A 20013-nucleotide genomic window follows, 5' to 3' on the forward strand; every position below is an offset into this window, starting at 1 on the left:
CGGCCTTTTTTTCAAGCATGATTGCGCAGCTTCAGTTCCAGGGGGTGGGGATTGAGGTAGACCTGCCCCGCCAGATACTCCTGGCCGTATTTGCGCACGTAGTGGTTGAGCAGGGTCACGGGCACGATGAGCGGCGTCAGCTCCCGGCCGTAGGCCCCGATGACCTCCAGCAACTCCCGCTTCTCGTCGGGCTCGAGCACTTTCTTGAAATAGCCCATGATATGCTGGAGCACGTTGACGTTCTTCTTTACCGTCGAGAGCAGGCTGAGCGTGGGGAAGAGCAGCGTGGCGTAATCCCCCGCCAGGGCGCCCAATTCCTCGCCCCGGGCGGCGGCCACCATGCGGCCCAGTTCGCGGTAGGCCGGGATGGCGTGGGCCATGATCAGGAGCTTGTGCCGGGTGTGGAAGTCCACCAGCTTTCCGGGGGTGGGATCGTTTTCCAGGAAGTCCCGCCAACGGCGCATGACGAAGATTCGGGTCAGGAAGTTTTCCCGCAACGCCGGGTCGTGCAGTCGTCCCTCATCCTCCACGGGCAGCAGCGGAAAGCGTTCCATGAAGAGCCGGGCGAAGAGGCCCACTCCGCGCTTGGACGGCACTCCGCCATCGGGAGGGTAGACCTTGACCTGGGACATGCCGCTGGAGGGGGAGCCGTACTTGAAGATGAAGCCGCACAAGTCTTCGGACTCCAGGCGGTCCAGGGCGGTCGCGGCCCAGGCCGTCATGCGCTCCGTGTGATCGATGCCGGTTTTCCGGGTCAGCAGGCGCGGGCGTTCGGGATCGCCCACCAGACGCATGGCTTCGCGCGGCACGGGCAGGCCGCACTCCACCTCCGGGCAGACCGGAACGAACTGGACGAAGGGCCCCAGGGTGTCACGCAGGAAATGGTCCAGTTTGTGGCCGCCGTCGAAGCGCACGTTCTCGCCGAGCAGGCAGCGGCTCACGCCGAGTTTCAGAATGGGGGCGGCTGGGGCGTTCATTGACCCAGAAAAGCACTGAAGAGCCGAAATGGCAAGGGGGGCGAGAGCGGTCTGCTCAGGCCGGACAGACAGCTTCCTCGACGGCCAGGATCTTTTCGGCGATGCCGTGCCCCACCACGAGGTCGGAGCCGCGCACGCGGAGACGGCAGGGGCCGGGGCTGGAGGAGAGTATTTCCACCGTGGTGCCCGGAGTCAGGCCCAGGGCGAAGACCCGGCAGCGGGGGCAGGCGCAGTCCTCCACGCGGGCGATGCGCACGATGGATCCGTTTGGGAAGGAAGCCAGGGAGCGGAGCCCGTCCTGGCCGTGCCCCGAATGATGCTGGTGGTGCTTCGATACGCCGTGGCAACCGCAGTGAGGAAACTTCATGGACGTGAGAATAAGAATCAATTTCGTGGCTGTCAACAGGTATCGCGTGAACTCTGAAAGCCTTGTGGGACAAGCCTCGTCTTGGATGTTGCCCCCGTGGCGGTTCTGGGCTATCAGGGGGGCCGTGCGTCAGCTCTCCCCACTTGCCCTTCGACTCGTGAATGCTTACCATCCGGTGCTTCCGGAGCATCCCTCGGAACCATCAAACCGACCCGGCGGAATCCATGCCTAAGCGTACGGACCTGAAGAAGATCATGCTCATCGGCTCGGGGCCCATCGTCATCGGCCAGGCCTGCGAGTTCGACTACTCCGGCACCCAAGCCCTCAAGGCCTTGAAGGAAGAGGGCTACGAGGTGGTCCTCGTCAACTCCAATCCGGCCACCATCATGACCGACCCGGAGCTGGCCGACCGCACCTACATCGAGCCCATCGAGCCCGAGACCGTGGCCAAGATCATCGAGAAGGAGCGGCCCGACGCCATCCTGCCCACCCTGGGCGGTCAGACCGGCCTGAACACGGCCGTTGCCCTGGCCGAGTCCGGCGTTCTGGACCTCTTCGGCGTGGAACTCATCGGCGCCTCCCTGCCGGTGATCAAGAAGGCCGAGAGCCGCGAATTGTTTCGCCAGGCCATGGAGAACATCGGGCTCAAGGTGCCGCAGAGCGGCATCGCCCGGACCATGGACGAGGTGCGCCTCTGGGGTCAGAAGCTGCCCTTCCCGATCATCATCCGTCCGGCCTTCACCCTGGCCGGAACCGGCGGCGGCGTGGCCTACAACATGGAAGATCTGGAGGCCATCGCGGCCCAGGGACTGGCCGCGTCCATGAAGCACGAGGTCATGCTCGAGGAATCCGTGCTCGGCTGGAAGGAGTTCGAGTTGGAGGTGATGCGCGACAAGAAGGACAACTGCGTCATCATCTGCTCCATCGAGAACCTTGACCCCATGGGCGTGCATACCGGCGACTCCATCACCGTGGCTCCCTCCCAGACCCTCACGGACCAGGAATACCAGCTCATGCGCGACGCCTCCCTGGCGATCATGCGTGAGATCGGCGTGGAGACCGGCGGCTCCAATGTGCAGTTCGCCCTCAACCCGGCCAACGGCGACATGGTGGTCATCGAGATGAATCCGCGCGTGTCGCGGTCCTCGGCCCTGGCCTCCAAGGCCACCGGTTTCCCCATCGCCAAGATCGCGGCCAAACTGGCCGTGGGCTATACCCTGGATGAGATTCCCAACGACATCACGCGTGAGACCATGGCCTCCTTCGAGCCCGCCATCGACTACTGCGTGATCAAGATTCCACGCTTCACCTTCGAGAAGTTCCCGGGCTCCGAGGACTACCTGACCACGGCCATGAAGAGCGTGGGCGAGACCATGGCCATCGGCCGGACCTTCAAGGAGGCCATGCAGAAGGGCCTGCGCTCCTTGGAGATCGGCGTGCCGGGCCTGGGCAAGAATTTCGAGCCCAACGGCCTGGACAAGGCCGGGATCATGGCCAGCCTGCGCAAGCCCAATTCCAAGCGGCTCTTCGCCGTGCGTCACGCCATGCTGGCGGGCCTCTCCGAGGAGGAGATATTCAAGGCCACCTCCATCGACCCCTGGTTCCTGCGACAGATCCGGGACGTGCTGGACTTCGAGGCCGAACTCAAACGGTTCGGTTGCGCCGGACATGTGGACGCGGGCAACGCAGAACTCCCGGCCGTGTTGCGCAAGGCCAAGGAGTACGGCTACTCCGACCGCCAGCTGGCCACCCTCTGGAAGAAGAGCGAGGATGAGATCAGGGCCCTGCGCAAGTCCCTGGACATCCTGCCCACCTACTACCTGGTGGACACCTGCGCCGCGGAGTTCGAGGCCTATACGCCGTACTACTATTCCACCTACGAGTCCGGCCGCGAGGTCACGCCCAGCGAAGGCAGGAAGGTGGTCATCCTCGGCGGCGGCCCCAACCGCATCGGCCAGGGCATCGAATTCGACTACTGCTGCTGCCACTCATCCTTCGCTCTGCGCGAGATGGGGATCAAGTCCATCATGGTCAACTCCAACCCGGAGACCGTGAGCACGGACTACGACACCTCGGACCGGCTCTACTTCGAGCCCTTGACCTACGAGGACGTGCTGAACATCATCGACTTCGAGCAGCCCGACGGGGTCATCGTCCAGTTCGGCGGCCAAACCCCGTTGAACCTTGCCGTGCCGCTGCTCAACGCCGGGGTGAAGATCCTCGGCACCTCGCCGGACAGCATCGACCGCGCCGAGGATCGCGAACGCTTCAAGCAGCTCCTCCAGAAGCTTGGGCTCAAACAGCCGCGCAACGCCACGGTGCAGTCTTTGGAGCAGGGCAAGGTCGCGGCGGCCGAGATCGGCTTTCCCCTGGTCGTGCGCCCGTCCTACGTGTTGGGCGGCCGGGGCATGGAGATCGTCTACTCCATGGATGAGTTCGAGGAGTTTTTCAAGCAGGTTGCGGTGCTCTCGCCCGAGCACCCCATTCTTCTGGACAAGTTCCTGGAGAGCGCCATCGAGGTGGACGTGGACGCCCTGTCCGACGGCACGGACACCTATGTGGGCGGGGTCATGGAGCACATCGAGGAGGCCGGCATCCACTCCGGCGATTCGGCCTGCGTCCTGCCGCCGCATACCATCCCGGCCCATCTGGTGGCCGAGATCGAGCGTCAGACCGAGGCCCTGGCACGTGAACTGAACGTGGTCGGCCTGATGAACATCCAGTACGCCATCAAGGACGGCGAGATCTACATTCTGGAAGTGAACCCCCGGGCCTCGAGAACCTCGCCCTTCGTCTCCAAGGCCACGGGCGTGCCCCTGGCCAAGCTGGCCACTCGGGTCATGCTCGGGGAGAAGGTCAAGGATCTGGACCCCTGGAGCATGCGCAAGTCCGGCTATGTCTCGGTCAAGGAATCGGTCTTCCCCTTCAACCGCTTTCCCGGGGTCGACGTGCTCCTGGGGCCCGAGATGCGCTCCACCGGCGAGGTCATGGGCATCGACCAGGGCGTCGGCCTGGCCTTCATGAAGGCCCAACTGGCCTCGGGGCAGCGCTTGCCGAGCGAGGGGTGCGTGTTCATCTCCGTGAACGACCGGGACAAGGCGGCCATCGTGCCCGTGGCCAAGACGTTCAAGGATCTTGGCTTCAAGATCATGGCCACGGCCGGGACCGGCATCTATCTCAACGAGCACGGGGTGGAGACCGAGACCATCTTCAAGGTCTTCGAGGGACGCCCCAACGTGGTGGACCACATCAAGAACAAGGCCATCAATCTCCTGATCAACACGCCCTCGGGCAGGCGCACGGTGCACGACTCCAAGAAACTCCGGCAGGCTGCGTTGCTCTACGGCGTTCCCTACACCACCACCGTCACGGGCGCCCGGGCCATGGCCCAGGCCATCGGCGAAGTGCGGGGCAGCGGCCTCAAGGTGCGCTGCATGCAGGACCATTACGGCCTGAAACGGGGCTGACGCTCCAGGACGGATTCGCGAATGAAGAAGGAATACTGCGGTCTCTTCGGCATTTATGGCCATCCCGAGGCCGCGCGCATGACCTATTTCGGCCTCTACGCCCTCCAGCACCGGGGGCAGGAGTCGGCGGGCATCGTCTCCTGGGACGGGACCAAGCTCCGCGAACAGCGGGGAATGGGCCTGGTTGCCGAGGTCTTCAACGAGCGGCACCTGGGCAAGGAACTCAAGGGCAATGTGGCCATGGGCCACATCCGCTACTCCACCACGGGCGTCTCGCTGCTGCGCAACGCCCAGCCCTTCATGGTCCGCTTCGGCGACTACCGTTTGGCCGTGGGGCACAACGGCAACCTCGTGAACACCTTCGAGCTGCGCCGTGAACTGGAAGCCCAGGGGTCCATCTTCCAGACCACCATGGACACCGAGGTCTTCGTCCACCTCATCGCCAAGAACATGAACGGCTCCACTCTGGAGGAGGCCGTCATCAAGGCCTGCCAGAAGATCAAGGGCGCATACTCCTTGCTCATCATGGCCAACGACAAGCTCATCGCCGTGCGCGATCCGAACGGCTTTCGGCCCCTGGCCCTGGGCCGTCTCGGCACGAGTTACTGTTTCGCCTCCGAGACGTGCGCCTTCGACCTCGTGGAGGCCGAATATCTGCGTTCCGTGGAGCCCGGCGAAATGGTCGTGATCCAGGGCAACCATATGCAGAGCTACCGCATCGCCGAGCCCGGACGCACGAGCCAGTGCATCTTCGAACTCATCTACTTCGCCCGGCCCGACTCCCTGGTCTTCGACGAGGTGGTCTACGAGCGCCGCAAGGAGATGGGCAAGATTCTGGCCCTGGAAGCCCCGGTGGAGGCTGACTACGTCATGCCCTTCCCGGACTCCGGTTCCTACGCCGCCCTGGGCTACGCCCAGGCCTCCGGTCTGCCGTTGGAATTCGCCATGATCCGCAACCACTACGTGGGGCGCACCTTCATCCAGCCCTCCCAGAACATGCGCGACTTCGGGGTGCGGGTGAAGCTCAATCCCGTGCGGAGCATGATCGCGGGCAAGCGCATCCTCATCGTCGAGGACTCCATCGTGCGCGGCACGACCATCCGCACCCGCGTGAAGAAGCTGCGGGAACTGGGAGCGCGGGAGATCCACATGCGGGTCGCCTGTCCGACCATCAAGTTCCCCTGCTTCTACGGCATCGATTTTTCCTCCAAGGGCGAACTCATCGCGGCCAATACGCCGGTGGCCGACATCGCCCGCTTCATCGGTCTGGACTCCCTGCACTACCTCTCCATCGAGGGACTTCTCTCCTCGGTGAAGAGCAGGGATTCCTACTGCCTGGCCTGCTTCAACGGGGACTATCCCGTGGCGTTGCCGGACCACCTCGGCAAGATGTGCCTGGAGGATCAGGCCGCTCCCGGCATCATCAAGCAGTTCTGCTAGGAGACGCATGCCAATGAACAGCCTGGCCCCGGAACGCGACTGGCTGGCCCTGGCCCGCGAGGTTCTGGACATCGAGGTCGAGGGACTGGCCGCCGCGCGCGACCAGATCGGCCCGGGATTCCTCCAGGTTCTGCGGAACATGGCCCGTTGCACCGGTCGCGTGGTGGTCACGGGCATCGGCAAGTCCGGGCTGGTGGGGCGCAAGATCGCGGCCACCTTGTCGAGCACCGGTACGCCGTCCTATTTCCTCCACCCCGTGGAGGGGGCGCACGGCGACATGGGCATGATCCGCTCCGACGACGTGATCCTGGCCCTGTCCAACAGCGGCGAGACCGACGAACTGCTGAACATCCTGCCCGCGTTCCGAACCCTGGGCGCGTTCATCGCGGCCCTTACCGGCAATCCCGAATCCTCCCTGGGGCGTTTGGCCGACGCGGTCATTCCGGTGCATGTGCCGCGCGAAGCCTGCCCGCTGGGCTTGGCCCCCACGGCCAGCACCACAGCGACCCTTGCCGTCGGCGACGCCCTGGCCGTCTGCCTCATGGAGTACAAGGGTTTCGACACGAACGACTTCCGCCGCGTCCATCCGGGCGGCAGCCTGGGGCGTCAGCTCTCGCTCTTCGTTCAGTCGCTCATGCACACGGAGAACCTCCCTCTGGCGCGGCTCGGAGCGCCCCTGTCCCAGGCCCTGGAAACGCTCAACCGGGGCGGGCTGGGCTTGGTGGCTGTTTTGGACGCGGACGGCCGCGTGAGCGGGGTGCTCACCGACGGCGACGTGCGGCGTATGGTCTGCAAGGGCGGCTTCCAGGCGAAAGATCCGGTGGAGGCGCATATGACCCGCAACCCCCGGCGCGTCCGCGTGGGGGACTCGGCGGCCCGCGCCCTGGACATCATGGAGGCGCACCAGATCCTGGTCCTGCCCGTGGTGGGCGAGAACGAGCGACTGGCCGGGCTCATCCACCTCCATGACCTGTTGGGCAAGGGCCGCTTCCGCTTTGCCTCCGGTTCGTCCAGCGGCGGTGTCGGCGACTGACATGGTGACGGCCCACAGCCAGGCGGGCGATCCGGGCGTCTGCGCCCGCTGCGCGCTGCAAGGCCCCACCTGCTGCCGCACCGAAATCGGGCGGGAAGAGTTCTGCTTTCCCCTGTCCAAAGTGGAGCAGGCCCGCATCCGTGACATTCTGCCCGCGTCTGGAGGCTTCGCCCTCCAGGACAACACGGCGGCCTTCGTGGACGGGGTCTGCCGCCTGTTCCCGGGGGAGGAGGCGGAGGTCCGGGCGCTGTTTCCGGCCCGCAAGCAACATTTCCGTCTGGCCTTGGACGAACGGGGAGCCTGTCGGCTCCTGGGAACCCAGGGCTGCCTGCTGCCTCGCGAGGGGCGGCCCTATTACTGCCGCCTGTTTCCGCTGTGGGTCACGGGCGTGGAGATCACGGTGTTCGACGCCCAGGGGTGCTTGGTCCGCCGGGAATCCCGGAGCGTCGCCGGGCTTCTGGAGCGGCTTGCCATGACCCGGGCCGAAGTTTTCGACCTGCATGGGCGCCTGCGCCTGGCCTGGGGCCTGCCGCCCCGACGCGGCCTGGCGCCGGTCCGGCGCGGTTTCTGAGGACGAGGATGTGATGAAGGTTCTACGAGTTCTGCTGGTTCTTCTGGTTTCCGGCCTGCTTCTTTCGGCCGCCGGACTGTACATGCTCGTGCATTGGGCTTCCCGCGACCTGCCCGGGTTCCAGAAGATCACCGACTACCGGCCGCCCCTGGTGACCACGGTGTATTCCTCGGACAACCATGTCCTGGGCTACTTTTACCGCGAGAAACGCTTCCTGGCCCGCCTGGATCAGATGAGCCCTTGGCTGCCCAAGGCCTTCCTGGCCGCCGAGGACGCGGGTTTCTACCAGCACGAGGGCGTGGACATCACGGCCATCCTGCGCGCCGCGCTCATCAACCTCAAGTCCGGGCACATCCGCCAGGGCGGCAGCACCATCACCCAGCAGATCATCAAGCGCCTTCTGCTGACCTCCGAGCGCAGCTACGAACGCAAGCTCAAGGAAGCCATCCTGGCCTACCGCTTGGAGCACTACCTGACCAAAGACGAGATACTCACCATCTATCTGAACCAGATATTCCTCGGCTCCAACGCCTACGGCGTGGAGGCGGCCGCCCGGGAGTACTTCGGCAAGCACGTGAACGAGCTGACCCTGGCCGAGTGCGCCATCCTCGCGGGATTGCCTCAGGCCCCCAGCCGCTACAGCCCCAACCGGGATCCGGACCTGGCCAAGAACCGCCAGAAGTACGTGCTCGAGCGCATGTTCGAGATGGGCTGGATCAACCGCGCGCAATACGAGGAGGCCTTGGCCCAGCCGCTGGTCTACAAGAGCATGCCGGACATCTCCTGGAAGGTGGGCCCGTACTACCTGGAGGAAGTGCGCCGCTGGCTCATCGACAAGTTCGGCGAGGACGCGGTCTATGAGGGCGGTCTGCACGTCTCCACCCCGTGCGATCTGACGCACCAGGCCGCGGCCGACGCCGCGCTCAAGCAGGGCCTGCTGGATGCGGCCAAGCGCCGCGGCTGGGACGGGCCGGTGCAGCATCTTGAGCAGCACCAGTTCCAGGCCTTCCTCGGCGACACGGACTACGGCCCGGAGGACATCTGGCCCGGCCGCTGGATCAAGGTCCTGGTCACGGCCGTCGCGCCCGGTCAGGTGCGGGTGCAGTTCGGCAAGCAGCAGGGGATCATTCCGGTGTCCAGCATGGGCTGGTGCCGGACGCCCAATCCCCGCAGGGCCCCGGAGGACGTGCCCAAGGTCACGGACGCCACGCGCGTGCTCAAACGCGGCGACGTGGTCTGGGCCACTCTGTCGGAGAAGCCCTCGCCGGAGAAGGGCGTACATCTGTTGGATCTGGAGCGTCTGCCCGGTCCCGAGGGCGCGCTCGTCTCACTCAAGCCCGACACTGGCGACGTGGTGGCCCTGTCCGGCGGCTTCGGTTTCGAACTGAGCCAGTTCAACCGGGCCACCCAGGCCTTGCGGCAGCCCGGTTCAGCCTTCAAGCCCCTGGTCTACTGCACGGCCATCGACAACGGCTTCACTGCGGCCTCCATGGTGCTGGACGCGCCCATCGTCTTCGAGAACGTGGAACTGGGCAAGATCTGGAAACCCGAGAACTACGAGGGCATCTTCTACGGGCCCACACTCCTGCGCACGGCCCTGGTCAAGTCCCGCAACCTGGTCACCATCCGGGTGGCCCAGAAGATCGGGGTACGCCGGATCATCGAGCGGGCCAAGGTCATGGGCCTGACCGCCGACCTGCCCGAGGATCTTTCCGTGGCCCTGGGCTCGGCTTCGGTGAGCCTGCTCAATCTTTGCCAGGCCTATACGCCCTTCCCCCGGGGCGGCACGACCATCAAGCCGGTCATGGTCCACCGGGTGCTCTCGGCCTGGGGAGAGGAGCTCTATCGCTCCATTCCCGAGGTCAAGGACGCCATCAGCCCCCAGACCGCCTTCATCATGGCCACCATGATGAAGGACGTGGTCCAGTTCGGCACTGGCTGGCGGGCCAAGGAACTGGGCCGCCCCGTGGCGGGCAAGACCGGCACGAGCAACGACGAGCACGACGCCTGGTTCATGGGCTACACGCCGTATCTGCTCACCGGGGTCTGGGTGGGCTACGACCAGCTGCAGCCCATGGGCCGTCTGGAAAGCGGATCACGCACCGCCAGTCCCATCTGGGTCGCTTACCGCAAGCAGGTGGAGGACAAGTTCCCCTACCAGGACTTCGAGCAGCCCACGGGCGTGGTCATGGTCCATGTGGACGCCAAGAACGGCCTTCTGGCCGGTCCCGGCACCACCGAGGATCTCTTCCTGCCCTTCAAGGAGGGTACGCAGCCCACGGAAGTCTCGCGCGGCGGAGGCGACGTTTCTTCGGGCGGCGCCTCGGGATCGGAAGAGGACTTGTTCAAGCAGGTCTACTGAGCGCCGCCGGCGGCGGGGAGGAACGATGGAACTCGAACTCTTCCAGGTGGACGCCTTCGCCGACCGGGTCTTCAGCGGCAACCCGGCGGCCGTGGTGCCGCTGAGGAAGTGGCTTCCCGACGCCACGCTCCAGGCGATCGCCTCGGAGAACAACCTCGCCGAGACGGCCTTCTATCTGAAGAAGGGCGAATACTACGAGCTGCGCTGGTTCACCCCCGAGACCGAGGTGGACCTCTGCGGCCACGCCACCCTGGCCACCGCGCACGTGCTTTTTGAGCACAAGAAATATCCCGACGCCTGCATCGTCTTCGAAACCCAGAGCGGGCGGCTGTTCGTGGAACGCGAGGGCGGATTGCTGTTCATGGACTTCCCGGCCTGGGAGCCGAAGCCCTTTCCCGTGCCTGAACGGGTGATTCGCGGCCTGGGGGCCAAGCCCCGGGAGATGTGGGCCACGCGTGACTACCTGGCCGTGTTCGACTCCGAGGAGGAGGTTCGGGCGCTTCGACCGGACATGGGCCTGCTGGCCGAGCTGGAGACCATCTGCGTCATTTGCACGGCCCCTGGCGGGGACTACGATTTCATCTCCCGTTCCTTCGCCCCGGGAGTGGGCATTCCCGAGGATCCGGTCACGGGTTCCTCGCACTGCACCCTGGCTCCCTACTGGTCCCGCAGGCTGGGCAAGAAGACGCTCACCGCGTTCCAGGCCTCGTCCCGGGGCGGCGAGCTCTTCTGTGAGGCCATGGGCGATCGGGTCAAGATCGCGGGCCACGCGGTCTGTTACCTGAAGGGCGCGATCCGCCTGCCGGATTGAGGAATCAGAGCAGTCTCAGGCTCCAATTGAACCGCCCCTGGCGGTCCGAGTGCGGCACGGTCTTGGGCCAGAACTCCCGGATGGTCAGCAGGCAGGAGTAGCCCGCCTTTTCCAATTCCGCCTTGTGCGGCGAGAGATCCAACTCCCAGTTGGGGTAGACCCAGTGGTTCTGCCCGATCCTCCTGACCCAGAAGATCTCGTTCATGGGGCTTCTCATGGGTTCCTCCAGATGCACGCCGTCGGCCAGATGCCGGGACAGCCCCAAAGGCCACAGGCCCTTGAGCACGATGTGCAGGGGCAGGGGGCTTTGGCTCGGCAGGGCCAGGAGGTCTTCAGCGGGCAATTCGGGGCTCGCGTAGGCCGAACCGAAGCCCATGGCTCGAAGCTCTTCCAACGCCAGGGCGTTGGAGATATTGCAGAAGGGCCCGGCCGCAAATTCCAACCCCTTGCGTTCGGGAAAGAGCGCGATCTGCCAGGGCGCGTTGCAGACGAAGTCCCGCGCGCCTTTTCGACGCAGGGAATCCGCGGCCTCGGCGTAACGGGCCTCTTCCTCGGGCCAAATCACGGGCGGCAGCCACCATTGGACACGCGCGGCCATGCGCGGCGGCAGGGTGTGCAGGGCCTTGGGCTCAAGCCAGAGCGACGGTTCGCCGTCCAGGCGGCCCTTGGGCAGAACCCGGCAGAGGGTCCGAAATTGGGATCGGCGGCGCGGGGCCGGAGCGGGCAGGGTGGGGCGGAATTCCGAGGCGGCCTCCTCGCGCAACGGTCCCGAGGCCACGACCACGCGTTCCAGTTCGGCGATGGCCCGGGCCAACTCCGGTTCGCGCCGGTCCACCAGGAAGACCGCTCCCCCGGCAGGCGGCGCGGGCAGGCCTTTCTCCGGGCGCAGATCCAGGCGGCCACGCTTCGGCACATGCTGGCGGACCTTCACCGTACGGTGCCAGGGCTCGTCCTCGTAACCCAGGCGCAACAGGTCGCCGGGCAGCAGTTCCTCGCGGGACTGGAAGGAAATGCGGGTGATGGGCCGTCCGCCGGCCTTGGCCGTCTCGCGTTTGAGCGTGCCCAGGAAGAGCCCCGAGCCGGTTTCCTGGGAGCGGTCCACGGGCTTGTGCGGTCGCTGGGGCAGAAATCCGGCATGAGTCCGGGGCCGTCCCAGAGCCTGATCCAGCAGACTCAGCGCGGTTTTGCGGGCCTCCGGGGTATTGCCCTCGTCGCGCAGCAGGCGGTAGGCCTTGACCGTGTAGTAGACGTAATGCGGCCCCTTCTTGCGGCCCTCGATCTTCCAGGCCCGCACCCTGGGCACGTCCTGGAGCGGACGGGCCAGCACGTCCAGGGACAGGTCCAGGCAGGAGAAGAGCCGCTCCGGCTTGCCCTTGGGGCCTTGCCGATAGAGGCGGCGGCAGGGCTGTACACAGCGGCCGCGCAGACCGCTCTTGCCGCCCAGCCAACTGCTCCACCAGCAACGGCCGGAGACGCAGTAGCAGAGGGCGCCGTGGACGAAGACCTCCAGGTCCAGCCCGGCAGGGCAGGAGGAAGCCAACATCTTGATCTCGTCCAGGCTCAGTTCGCGGGGCAGGACCACGCGGCTGGCTCCCAGTTCCGCCGCAGCCCGCAGGGACGCGCCGTGGGTCAGGTTGGCCAGTGTGGAGAGGTGGATTTCGCCGGAAAAGCCGGTCTGTCGGGCCAGATTCACCAGCCCCAGATCCTGGACGATGATCGCGTCCGGCCGTACAAGGCGGTTCAGCCGGTCCAGCAGGCGGCCCGCGGCCTCGGGATCGCCGGGCTTGAGCAGGGTGTTCATGGCCACATAGACCCGGGCGTTCCGGTCGTGGGCCAGGTTTGCCAGCCGGGACAGTTGGCTGATAGAGAAGTTCTCGGCCTGCATGCGGGCCGAGAAATGCTTGAGGCCCAGGTAGATGGCGTCGGCTCCGGCCGCCAGGGCGGCCAGGAAGGCCGGAACGTCGCCGGCCGGAGCCATGATTTCGGGTGTCGTATTATTCATTCTTGCCGGAAGGGTTGTTCATGACGCGACGGACATGCCGCGAGTTGACGGTAGGGGAACTGACCCCGCTTGGTCAATCGGAAAGACCGGGGGAATTTTATCGGCTGCGCCTGCTCGGTCCAGGATTCGATGACTGGAAGCCCGGGCAGTTCGTCATGCTCCGGCCGTCGTGCTGGGACTTGGAGCTCTTGTGGGGGCGGCCGTTTTCCCTGGCCGGAGCGGACGAGGAGGGCATCTCCGTGTTTTTCCAAGTGGTGGGCCGGGGGACGAAGCGTCTGGCCGGTCTCGCCCCCGGCGACAGGGTCTCGGTCTGGGGTCCGTTGGGCAACGGCTTCGCCCTGGAGTCCGACACGCGCACCCTGCTGCTGGCAGGGGGAGTCGGGCTGGCCCCGTTCCTGGGCTACGCCGCCGCGCATCCAGCGCCCGGGAAACTGGAGTTGCTTTTCGCCCACCGGCTCCCCCTGAGCTGCTATCCCTATGCGGAAATGGCCGCGCGTCTACGCGTCGAGGCCATCCACGAGGCGACCCCGGCGGACCTGCCCCGGATCATCGCGGGGATCACGGAAAAAATCGCGGAATACGCCCCAGACGGATTGGTGCTGGCCTGCGGCCCCACGCCGTTCCTGCGCACCGTGCGCCAGGCCGCCTTGGATCACGGGGTTCGGGCCCAAGTGTCCCTGGAGAACCGCATGGCCTGCGGCGTGGGCGCCTGTCTGGGCTGTGTCTGCCGGGACGGCCTGGGGCATCATGTCCAGGTATGCACCCAGGGACCGGTGTTCTGGGCTGGCGACGTACAGCTCTAGGAGGCGCGGCATGGACCTGACGACGACCATAGCGGGTTTGCGGCTCAAGAATCCCGTGCTCACCGCCTCGGGCACCTTCGGCTTCGGCCTGGAATTCGAGGATTACGGCGACCTGCGCGAATTGGGCGGCATCGTGGTCAAGGGGCTCTCGCTCAAGCCCCGTGAAGGCAACCCCATGCCGAGGCTGGCCGAGACGCCGTGCGGCATGCTCAACGCCATCGGCATCCAGAATCCCGGCGTGGAATGCTTCCTCAAGGAGAAGCTGCCGCGCCTGCCTTGGCGCGAGACCGCGATCATCGCCAACCTCTATGCCTGCGGGGAGGAGGAGTTCGGCGAGCTGGCGGGAGTGCTTTCGGCCGAGGAAGGTGTGGCGGCCCTGGAGGTCAACGTCTCCTGCCCCAACGTCAAGGAGGGCGGCGCGGCCTTCGGCCAGGATCCGGTCCAGATCGGACGGGTGACGGAGTCGGTGAAGAGGCGGGCCGGAAGCAAGCCGGTCATCGTCAAACTCTCGCCGAACGTCACGGACATCACGGCCTGCGCCCGGGCCGCCGAATCGGCCGGGGCCGACGCCCTTTCGGCCGTGAACACGCTCCTGGGCATGGCCGTGGACGCCCGCACCCGCCGTCCACGCCTGGCCAACGTGGTGGGCGGCCTCTCGGGACCGGCCATCAAGCCAGTGGCCCTGCGCTGCGTGTTCCAATGCGTCCGGGCGGTCGGCATCCCGGTCATCGGCCTGGGCGGCATCGCCTCGGCCGATGACGCCTTGGAATTTCTGCTGGTGGGCGCGACGGCGATCCAGGTGGGCACGGCCAACTTCCTGCGCCCCGACTTCGCCTTCGGGCTGGCCCGAGAATTGCCGGAGGCATTGGCCTCGGCGGGCGCATCCAACCTTTCGGAATACCGAGGAGGGCTGATCCTGCCGGATTGAAATGCCCTTCGACCTCTTGCCAGGAAAACGGAATTGTATTAGGTAGACCTTCCTCTTGCGGAGAGGTGTCCGAGTTGGCTGAAGGAGCACGCCTGGAAAGTGTGTGTACCTTTACGGGTACCGGAGGTTCAAATCCTCTCCTCTCCGCCACATAGCTTTTCAGGGAAGCCGGACGGCGGGTGATTCGAGAACCCCGTCAGGTCCGAAAGGAAGCAGCGGTATCGCCTGATCCCGGGTGTCCGGCTTCCCTTGAATAAGGGCGCGTTGCACGACTCGCCCTTATTTTTTTTCTTTTCCTCTGCATCCCTTCCCACGTTGTCCACCGCCGCATGGCGGTGTTTCTTTTTTTAAACCCGTGCTTGACGCATGACATTTTTTTTGAAAATGTGTGCATTCATGTGTGATGAACTGTCCAATCGTATGTTCACGAGACATCAAGACGCGGAGGTGCACCTGTGAAACGAATTATCTCCACCCTCTCCGCGGCCGCGCTCCTGCTGGGCGTGGCCGCCACCGCCTGGGCCCACTTCGGCATGGTCATTCCGAACAAGCCCATGCTGGCCCAAGGCGACAAGGCCGTGGACCTGACCATCTCCTTCTCTCATCCCATGGAAATGGTGGGCATGGACATGGTCAAGCCCAAGAATTTCGCCGTGTACGTCGACGGCAAGCCGCAAGATCTGCTGGGTAGTCTGACCGAGACCAAGGTCATGGACCACAAGGCCTGGAAGGCCAGTTATGCGGTGAAGAAGCCCGGCGTGTACATTTTCGCGGTGGAGCCCCAGCCCTATCCCGAACCGGCCGAAGACAACTACATCATTCACTACACCAAGACCGTGGTGGCCGCCTTCGGCGACGAGGACGGCTGGGACGCCGATCTGGGCCTCAAGGCCGAGATCGTGCCGCTGTCCCGTCCCTTCGGCAATTACGCGGGCAACGTCTTCCAGGGCGTGGTCAAGTTCAAGGGCAAGCCCGTGCCCAACTGCGACGTGGAAGTGGAGATGTACAACAAGGACGGCAAGTACGAGGCCCCCACCGAGTACATGGTCACCCAGGTGGTCAAGACCGACCAGAACGGCGTGTTCACCTATGCCTGCCCCAAGGCGGGGTGGTGGGGTTTCGCCGCCCTGAACGCCGACGATGAGAAGATCAACGGCAAGGAAGTGGAAGTTGGCGCGGTTCTCTGGATATACATGCACGACTTCAAGACCAAGAAGTAACTGATCCGTTTTCGGATTGAATGCGAAAAAGCCGGGAACCCCCGGCTTTTTCTTTTTTTGTCAGGGATTCCAAAGTGTTCATTCTCCAGGCCGCCAAGCGACAGGAAGACGCTGTCTAATCTTCGGGCAAATGCCCACTTTTTCTTTACAAATCGTATCGGATCATATAGTTAGCCATGCAAGCGAATACTCGCACCTTGAGGGCCTGTCCCGAGTCCTCCCGCGGGATTTCGCTTTCCATAGTCATTTCGGCGGTCGCCGCCAGTTCGTGATGGATCGCTATGATTCAGGAATGCGCAGGCCCGAGGAGGGGGAAAGACGATGAGAATGTGGAGGGGGGGGCGGCCGTCCTGGCTGTTCATGTGCATGTTCGTTTGCATTTTGGCCGTGCCCGGGGTTGTCCGGGCCGCCGGTTTCGCCCTGTATGAATACAGCGCCAGGGGGAACGCCATGGGCGGTGCTTTGGCCGCCACCCAACGCCCCGACGCGTCGGCCATAGCCTTCAATCCTGCCACCCTGGCCCTGATGAGCAAGCCGCAGGCCGTGGCGGGCGTGACCTTCATCACGCCGTCGGCCACCGTCGTGCGGAACGGTGTGGACCAGAAGCTCAAGGATCAGACCTTCGCGGTCCCGCATGCGTATTACGTTCAACCCGTGAACGAGGACGTGGTTCTGGGCATAGGCGAATTCACCCGTTTCGGTCTGGGCACCAAATATCCCTACGACTGGGCGGGCGCGGCCAAAATGTACGACGTGCTCTTCGAATCCTATTCCGTGGCTCCCACCGTGGCTTTCCGTTGTTCGGACGCCTTGAGCATCGGCGTGGGACTGGAGGTCATGAAGGCCGGCGTGGACATCTGGCGGCACATCACGTTTGGCGGCAGTGACTTCGACATGCATCTGCAGTCCGAGGGCGTGGCCATCGGCGCCAACATTTCCGCTCTGTACAAGTTCAACGAGGAGTGGGCCGCGGGCCTTGTCATCCGAACGCCCATGGATCTCTATGGTTCAGGCTCGGTGAGCTACTCCGGCACCAGGGCGGCGCCGTTCAACGCCTATCAGGAAGGCGGCATGAGCATGACCACCACTCTGCCCGACAGCTACACCTTGGCCGTGAGTTGGACGCCCAACGAACGTTTCAGCGTGGAGGCCGGGGCCACCTTCACCCGCTGGGAGCAATACAACAATTTCAATTACGATTTCGACAACAATCCGCCCGCCGACACCACGGACTGGAAGTACTGGCGCAACGTTTGGCGTCTCAACGTGGGCCTGGAATACTGGGCCATGGATTGGCTGGCCCTGCGGGCCGGTTATGTCTGGGACCAGGAACCCATCCGCGACGGCCATGAGGACTACATGGTGACCGCCAACGACCGCCAGTTGGTCACCGGCGGTCTTGGCTTCAAGTGGGATGATCTGACCTTGGACCTCTCCTACCAGTTCCTCTGGGCCAGGGATCGCGACAACTTCGCGATTTCGGAGCCGTTCGCCACGCCCAATGTGAGCTTCAAGAACAACCGCACACACCTCATCGGCGCGACCGTCGGCTATACGTTCTAATCTAATCCACTGCCCAGGATCATGTGCGGGGGGACCGAATGGTCCCCCCGTTTTCTTTCCAGCGAACCCGTGCTAGCTCTCAAGCTTCGAACCGGATCGGCATGGAACCCCAGATGATCAGCGCCAGCACTCTCGGCTTCTCCTACGACGATACGCCCGCCCTGCACGACGTGAGCTTCGGCGTCGCGGCGGGAAATCTCGTGCTCCTGGCCGGGGCCAACGGCAGCGGCAAGTCCACGCTTTTAGCCGTTCTCGCCGGTCTGGCAAGCCCAGGCGCCGGTCTGCTGCGCGTGGCCGATCTTCGGCTTCCGGGCCAGGAGCGCGCGTTACGGCGCATCAGCCGTCTCGTAGTCCAGGATGCCGATCTCCAGATCCTTGGGGCCACGGTGGGTGAAGATCTCATGTTGGGGCGATCCGCCACGGATGAGGCCATGGTCCGCTCCATGGCCGGGCGTTTCGACCTGGCCGGGGCCTGGGATCAGCCCGCGCACACGTTGTCCTGGGGCATGCGGCGAAAGCTCTGTCTGGCGGCGGCCTTGCTTGACGATCCGCGCCTGTTGCTCCTGGACGAGCCTTTCGCCGGTCTGGACTATCACGGGACGCTGGAGATGCGGCGCATCCTTACCGAAAATCGCCGGAAAAGTCTGACCCAGGTGGTTGCGGTCCATGACCTGGACCCGGTGGCCGATCTGGCCGACCAGATGCTCGTGCTCGACCGGGGGCGGCTGGTCCTGTCCGGTCGGCCCGCCGCCGTCATGGATGGGGTGCGGACCCATGGCGTACGTCCGCCGTGCTCCTGGCTGGCGGGAAGAGGGCTTGTCCCCTGGGACGACGGGTATGGCTGAGGCCGCGCGGCGTTTGCACGGCCTGGACCCCCGGCTCAAGCTCGGCTGGGCGCTGGCCGCGGGCTGGTTCATCTGGCGTGGCGGCGCGTTCGGGCTGGCGGCCTGGATCGTGGCGCTGTCGATTCTGGCGGTGTTCTTGCGCCCGTTCTGGCGGGGCATGTCCGGCATCTGGCGGAGCGGGGTGCTTTTCGCGTTGTTCTGGGGGGCGCTCAAGGCCGGACTTTTGTGGCTGGACGACCTGCCGTTCCCTGATATTCTGGGACAGGCGTCCCTCCTGACCATGCGGCTCTTCGCCTTGGTGCTGTTGGGCCTGACCCTGGCCTTGTCCACCCCGCCGAGACAGTGCGGTCTGGCCCTGTCCTGGACCGGACGGCCTCTTCTTGGCCGCCGATCCTGGGAACCGGCCTTGGCCTTGACGCTCATGATTCATTTTCTGCCGCAATGTTGGCGCGTCATGAGCGCGGTACGCCGTAGCCTGGAGCAGCGTTGCCGCCGTGTGTCGTTCATGCGCCGCTGGACCTTGTTCGCCTCGGCCGTATTGCGGGCGTTGGGACGGCGGACCTGGGAACAGACTCTGGCAGTGGCCTCGCGGGGCTTGGACGAGCCTCAAGCCTGGGCGGCGGGATTCGACCCGCCGGACCGGAGCTGGTTGAAGGCGGCGATGTTGCTGGCGCTACTCGGCGCGTTGTCGTTTTTGTGAAAACGACAGCACGGCCAGGGAGAGGAGCAGCAGGCCGCTGTCGCGCAGCATGGCCAGGGAAAGGCTGCCCGAGGCCGAAGGGTCCGTGCTGAAACAGCCGCAGACGATGTCCAGGCCGCGCCAGAGGGCCGAAGCCTCGGCCGTGAGGAACGTGGCCATGAACAGCACGCAGAGCAGGGCCGCGCCACTGGAAAGCGCGCCGACGATCAGGGCCAGGCCGCAGAGCAGCTCCAGCCAAGGCAGGAGCACCGCCAACGGAGCCACCAACGCGCCGGGCAGGATGCGGTAGTTCAGGATGATCCGCCCGAAGGCCTCGGGATGGAGCAATTTGTCCCAACAAGCGGCCAGGAAGACCAGGCCGAGGGTCACCCGGAGCAGGAGCCTGATGTGTTTCATTCCGCGCGCTCCAGGGGCCCGCGGGTCATGATCCAGCCTTCGATGCCGTTGTCCAGCACGGCCACGTCCAGGCCGTGCCGAAGCAGTTCCTCGGCCACCGCGTGGCTCGCGCCGCAGGCCATGCCGTCGCAGTAGATCACGATGGTTTTGTCCCGGGGCAGATCCCGGCCTTCACCGGCCGCCGCCTGCGCCGGTGTCAAATTGACGGCCTTGGGTACATGGGCCATGGCGAACGCATCGGGTTGGCGCGCGTCAACGAAGACGGCCCGGCCTTGCTTCAGCAGTTCCGCCGCCTGGAGCGGTGAGAGGGTCTTGAAGCGGGCGCGTGCGGCGGCGGCTTCGCGCTCCGCGAAATTTTCCAACAGCGGCAGCCCATTGGGGCGGATGGCGTTGACTCCCGCCGCCAGAGGCAGAGCCAAGAGCACCAGCAGGAGCGCTTCCCTGAACGCGCGGCGTACGGACCAACTCATGTCGGGATTCATACTGAAACGCTGGGTTTCTTGCAATGCCGCCGTTGGCGGGGTATTT

General features: G+C 65.0%; 17 protein-coding genes, 1 tRNA gene and 1 other RNA gene. 14 read left to right on the forward strand and 5 right to left on the reverse strand.

The annotated features are described in order from the left end of the window. Positions 1-11 precede the first annotated feature (11 nt). Positions 12-977 (reverse strand): YbgA family protein, encoded by a 966-nt coding sequence (locus tag H587_RS0101510; RefSeq protein WP_027174746.1) that lies wholly within the window; start codon positions 975-977, stop codon positions 12-14. 55 nt (positions 978-1032) lie between these two features. Next, positions 1033-1260, reverse strand: coding sequence for a FeoA family protein (locus H587_RS21015; protein ID WP_027174747.1), 228 nt, complete (start codon positions 1258-1260; stop codon positions 1033-1035). Positions 1261-1568: 308 nt separating this feature from the next. Here H587_RS21015 and carB point away from each other — a divergent pair, with 308 nt between their 5' ends. Genes carB through H587_RS0101545 form a run of 6 tightly spaced genes read left to right on the forward strand, consistent with a single transcriptional unit; the run spans position 1569 to position 11028 of the window. Then, positions 1569-4811, forward strand: coding sequence for a carbamoyl-phosphate synthase large subunit (gene carB / locus H587_RS0101520; RefSeq protein ID WP_027174748.1), 3243 nt, complete (start codon positions 1569-1571; stop codon positions 4809-4811). A gap of 21 nt (positions 4812-4832) precedes the next feature. Then, positions 4833-6251: an amidophosphoribosyltransferase gene (gene purF / locus H587_RS0101525; protein ID WP_027174749.1), complete on the forward strand. Its 1419-nt coding sequence runs from the start codon at positions 4833-4835 to the stop codon at positions 6249-6251. 13 nt (positions 6252-6264) lie between these two features. Beyond that, a complete protein-coding gene (locus H587_RS0101530; RefSeq protein ID WP_027174750.1) occupies positions 6265-7284 on the forward strand; it encodes a KpsF/GutQ family sugar-phosphate isomerase in 1020 nt (339 codons plus the stop codon). A 1-nt stretch (position 7285) separates the two neighbouring features. After that, positions 7286-7855 carry a hypothetical protein gene (locus H587_RS0101535; protein WP_027174751.1) on the forward strand — a complete coding sequence of 190 codons (570 nt, stop codon included), beginning with the start codon at positions 7286-7288 and terminating at the stop codon, positions 7853-7855. A gap of 13 nt (positions 7856-7868) precedes the next feature. Beyond that, positions 7869-10217: a penicillin-binding protein 1A gene (locus tag H587_RS0101540; protein WP_034608392.1), complete on the forward strand. Its 2349-nt coding sequence runs from the start codon at positions 7869-7871 to the stop codon at positions 10215-10217. 25 nt (positions 10218-10242) lie between these two features. Further along, complete coding sequence (locus H587_RS0101545; RefSeq protein WP_027174753.1) at positions 10243-11028, forward strand: PhzF family phenazine biosynthesis protein; 786 nt, start codon at positions 10243-10245, stop codon at positions 11026-11028. Positions 11029-11032: 4 nt separating this feature from the next. On the opposite strand, the gene H587_RS0101550 is transcribed toward H587_RS0101545, so the two are convergent. Then, positions 11033-13006 carry a peptidase U32 family protein gene (locus tag H587_RS0101550; RefSeq protein WP_245560801.1) on the reverse strand — a complete coding sequence of 658 codons (1974 nt, stop codon included), beginning with the start codon at positions 13004-13006 and terminating at the stop codon, positions 11033-11035. A 44-nt stretch (positions 13007-13050) separates the two neighbouring features. Here H587_RS0101550 and H587_RS0101555 point away from each other — a divergent pair, with 44 nt between their 5' ends. From H587_RS0101555 to H587_RS16880, 8 genes are all read left to right on the forward strand, one after another. Beyond that, complete coding sequence (locus H587_RS0101555) at positions 13051-13833, forward strand: iron-sulfur cluster-binding protein (protein ID WP_027174755.1); 783 nt, start codon at positions 13051-13053, stop codon at positions 13831-13833. A 10-nt stretch (positions 13834-13843) separates the two neighbouring features. Then, entirely contained in the window at positions 13844-14761 is a 918-nt protein-coding gene (locus tag H587_RS0101560) for a dihydroorotate dehydrogenase (protein ID WP_027174756.1), read from the forward strand. A gap of 59 nt (positions 14762-14820) precedes the next feature. Then, positions 14821-14911, forward strand: a tRNA-Ser gene (locus tag H587_RS0101565). A 9-nt stretch (positions 14912-14920) separates the two neighbouring features. Next, positions 14921-15016: signal recognition particle sRNA small type (ffs, locus tag H587_RS20115), an RNA gene on the forward strand. Between the two features lie 200 nt (positions 15017-15216). Next, positions 15217-15981, forward strand: a complete 765-nt coding sequence (locus H587_RS0101570; protein WP_027174757.1) for a DUF4198 domain-containing protein — start codon at positions 15217-15219, stop codon at positions 15979-15981. A 321-nt stretch (positions 15982-16302) separates the two neighbouring features. Then, positions 16303-17544, forward strand: coding sequence for an OmpP1/FadL family transporter (locus H587_RS0101575; protein ID WP_084630319.1), 1242 nt, complete (start codon positions 16303-16305; stop codon positions 17542-17544). A gap of 113 nt (positions 17545-17657) precedes the next feature. After that, positions 17658-18389, forward strand: a complete 732-nt coding sequence (locus tag H587_RS0101580; protein ID WP_027174759.1) for an energy-coupling factor ABC transporter ATP-binding protein — start codon at positions 17658-17660, stop codon at positions 18387-18389. Further along, positions 18382-19089: an energy-coupling factor transporter transmembrane component T family protein gene (locus H587_RS16880; RefSeq protein WP_034608393.1), complete on the forward strand. Its 708-nt coding sequence runs from the start codon at positions 18382-18384 to the stop codon at positions 19087-19089. Before H587_RS0101580 ends, H587_RS16880 begins: the two co-directional genes overlap by 8 nt. Here H587_RS16880 and H587_RS0101590 read toward each other — a convergent pair. Then, positions 19063-19485 (reverse strand): MauE/DoxX family redox-associated membrane protein, encoded by a 423-nt coding sequence (locus H587_RS0101590; protein WP_027174760.1) that lies wholly within the window; start codon positions 19483-19485, stop codon positions 19063-19065. The two genes, H587_RS16880 and H587_RS0101590, sit on opposite strands and share 27 nt — an antisense overlap. Continuing rightward, on the reverse strand, positions 19482-19955 hold the full coding sequence (locus H587_RS0101595; RefSeq protein WP_169432738.1) for a rhodanese-like domain-containing protein: 474 nt from the start codon (positions 19953-19955) through the stop codon (positions 19482-19484). The genes H587_RS0101590 and H587_RS0101595 overlap by 4 nt, the downstream gene beginning before the upstream one ends. Positions 19956-20013: the final 58 nt, after the last annotated feature.

Source organism: Desulfovibrio aminophilus DSM 12254 (assembly GCF_000422565.1).
In the GTDB taxonomy this organism is placed as follows: Bacteria; Desulfobacterota; Desulfovibrionia; order Desulfovibrionales; family Desulfovibrionaceae; genus Aminidesulfovibrio; species Aminidesulfovibrio aminophilus.

Coding starts and splice junctions, on each gene's coding strand:
- H587_RS0101510 (WP_027174746.1), bottom strand. CDS start 977: ATGAACGCCCCAGCCGCCCCCATTCTGAAACTCGGCGTGAGCCGCTGC.
- carB (WP_027174748.1), top strand. CDS start 1,569: ATGCCTAAGCGTACGGACCTGAAGAAGATCATGCTCATCGGCTCGGGG.
- purF (WP_027174749.1), top strand. CDS start 4,833: ATGAAGAAGGAATACTGCGGTCTCTTCGGCATTTATGGCCATCCCGAG.
- H587_RS0101530 (WP_027174750.1), top strand. CDS start 6,265: ATGAACAGCCTGGCCCCGGAACGCGACTGGCTGGCCCTGGCCCGCGAG.
- H587_RS0101535 (WP_027174751.1), top strand. CDS start 7,286: ATGGTGACGGCCCACAGCCAGGCGGGCGATCCGGGCGTCTGCGCCCGC.
- H587_RS0101540 (WP_034608392.1), top strand. CDS start 7,869: ATGAAGGTTCTACGAGTTCTGCTGGTTCTTCTGGTTTCCGGCCTGCTT.
- H587_RS0101545 (WP_027174753.1), top strand. CDS start 10,243: ATGGAACTCGAACTCTTCCAGGTGGACGCCTTCGCCGACCGGGTCTTC.
- H587_RS0101550 (WP_245560801.1), bottom strand. CDS start 13,006: ATGGCTCCGGCCGGCGACGTTCCGGCCTTCCTGGCCGCCCTGGCGGCC.
- H587_RS0101555 (WP_027174755.1), top strand. CDS start 13,051: ATGACGCGACGGACATGCCGCGAGTTGACGGTAGGGGAACTGACCCCG.
- H587_RS0101560 (WP_027174756.1), top strand. CDS start 13,844: ATGGACCTGACGACGACCATAGCGGGTTTGCGGCTCAAGAATCCCGTG.
- H587_RS0101575 (WP_084630319.1), top strand. CDS start 16,303: ATGAGAATGTGGAGGGGGGGGCGGCCGTCCTGGCTGTTCATGTGCATG.
- H587_RS0101580 (WP_027174759.1), top strand. CDS start 17,658: ATGATCAGCGCCAGCACTCTCGGCTTCTCCTACGACGATACGCCCGCC.
- H587_RS16880 (WP_034608393.1), top strand. CDS start 18,382: ATGGCTGAGGCCGCGCGGCGTTTGCACGGCCTGGACCCCCGGCTCAAG.
- H587_RS0101590 (WP_027174760.1), bottom strand. CDS start 19,485: ATGAAACACATCAGGCTCCTGCTCCGGGTGACCCTCGGCCTGGTCTTC.
- H587_RS0101595 (WP_169432738.1), bottom strand. CDS start 19,955: ATGAGTTGGTCCGTACGCCGCGCGTTCAGGGAAGCGCTCCTGCTGGTG.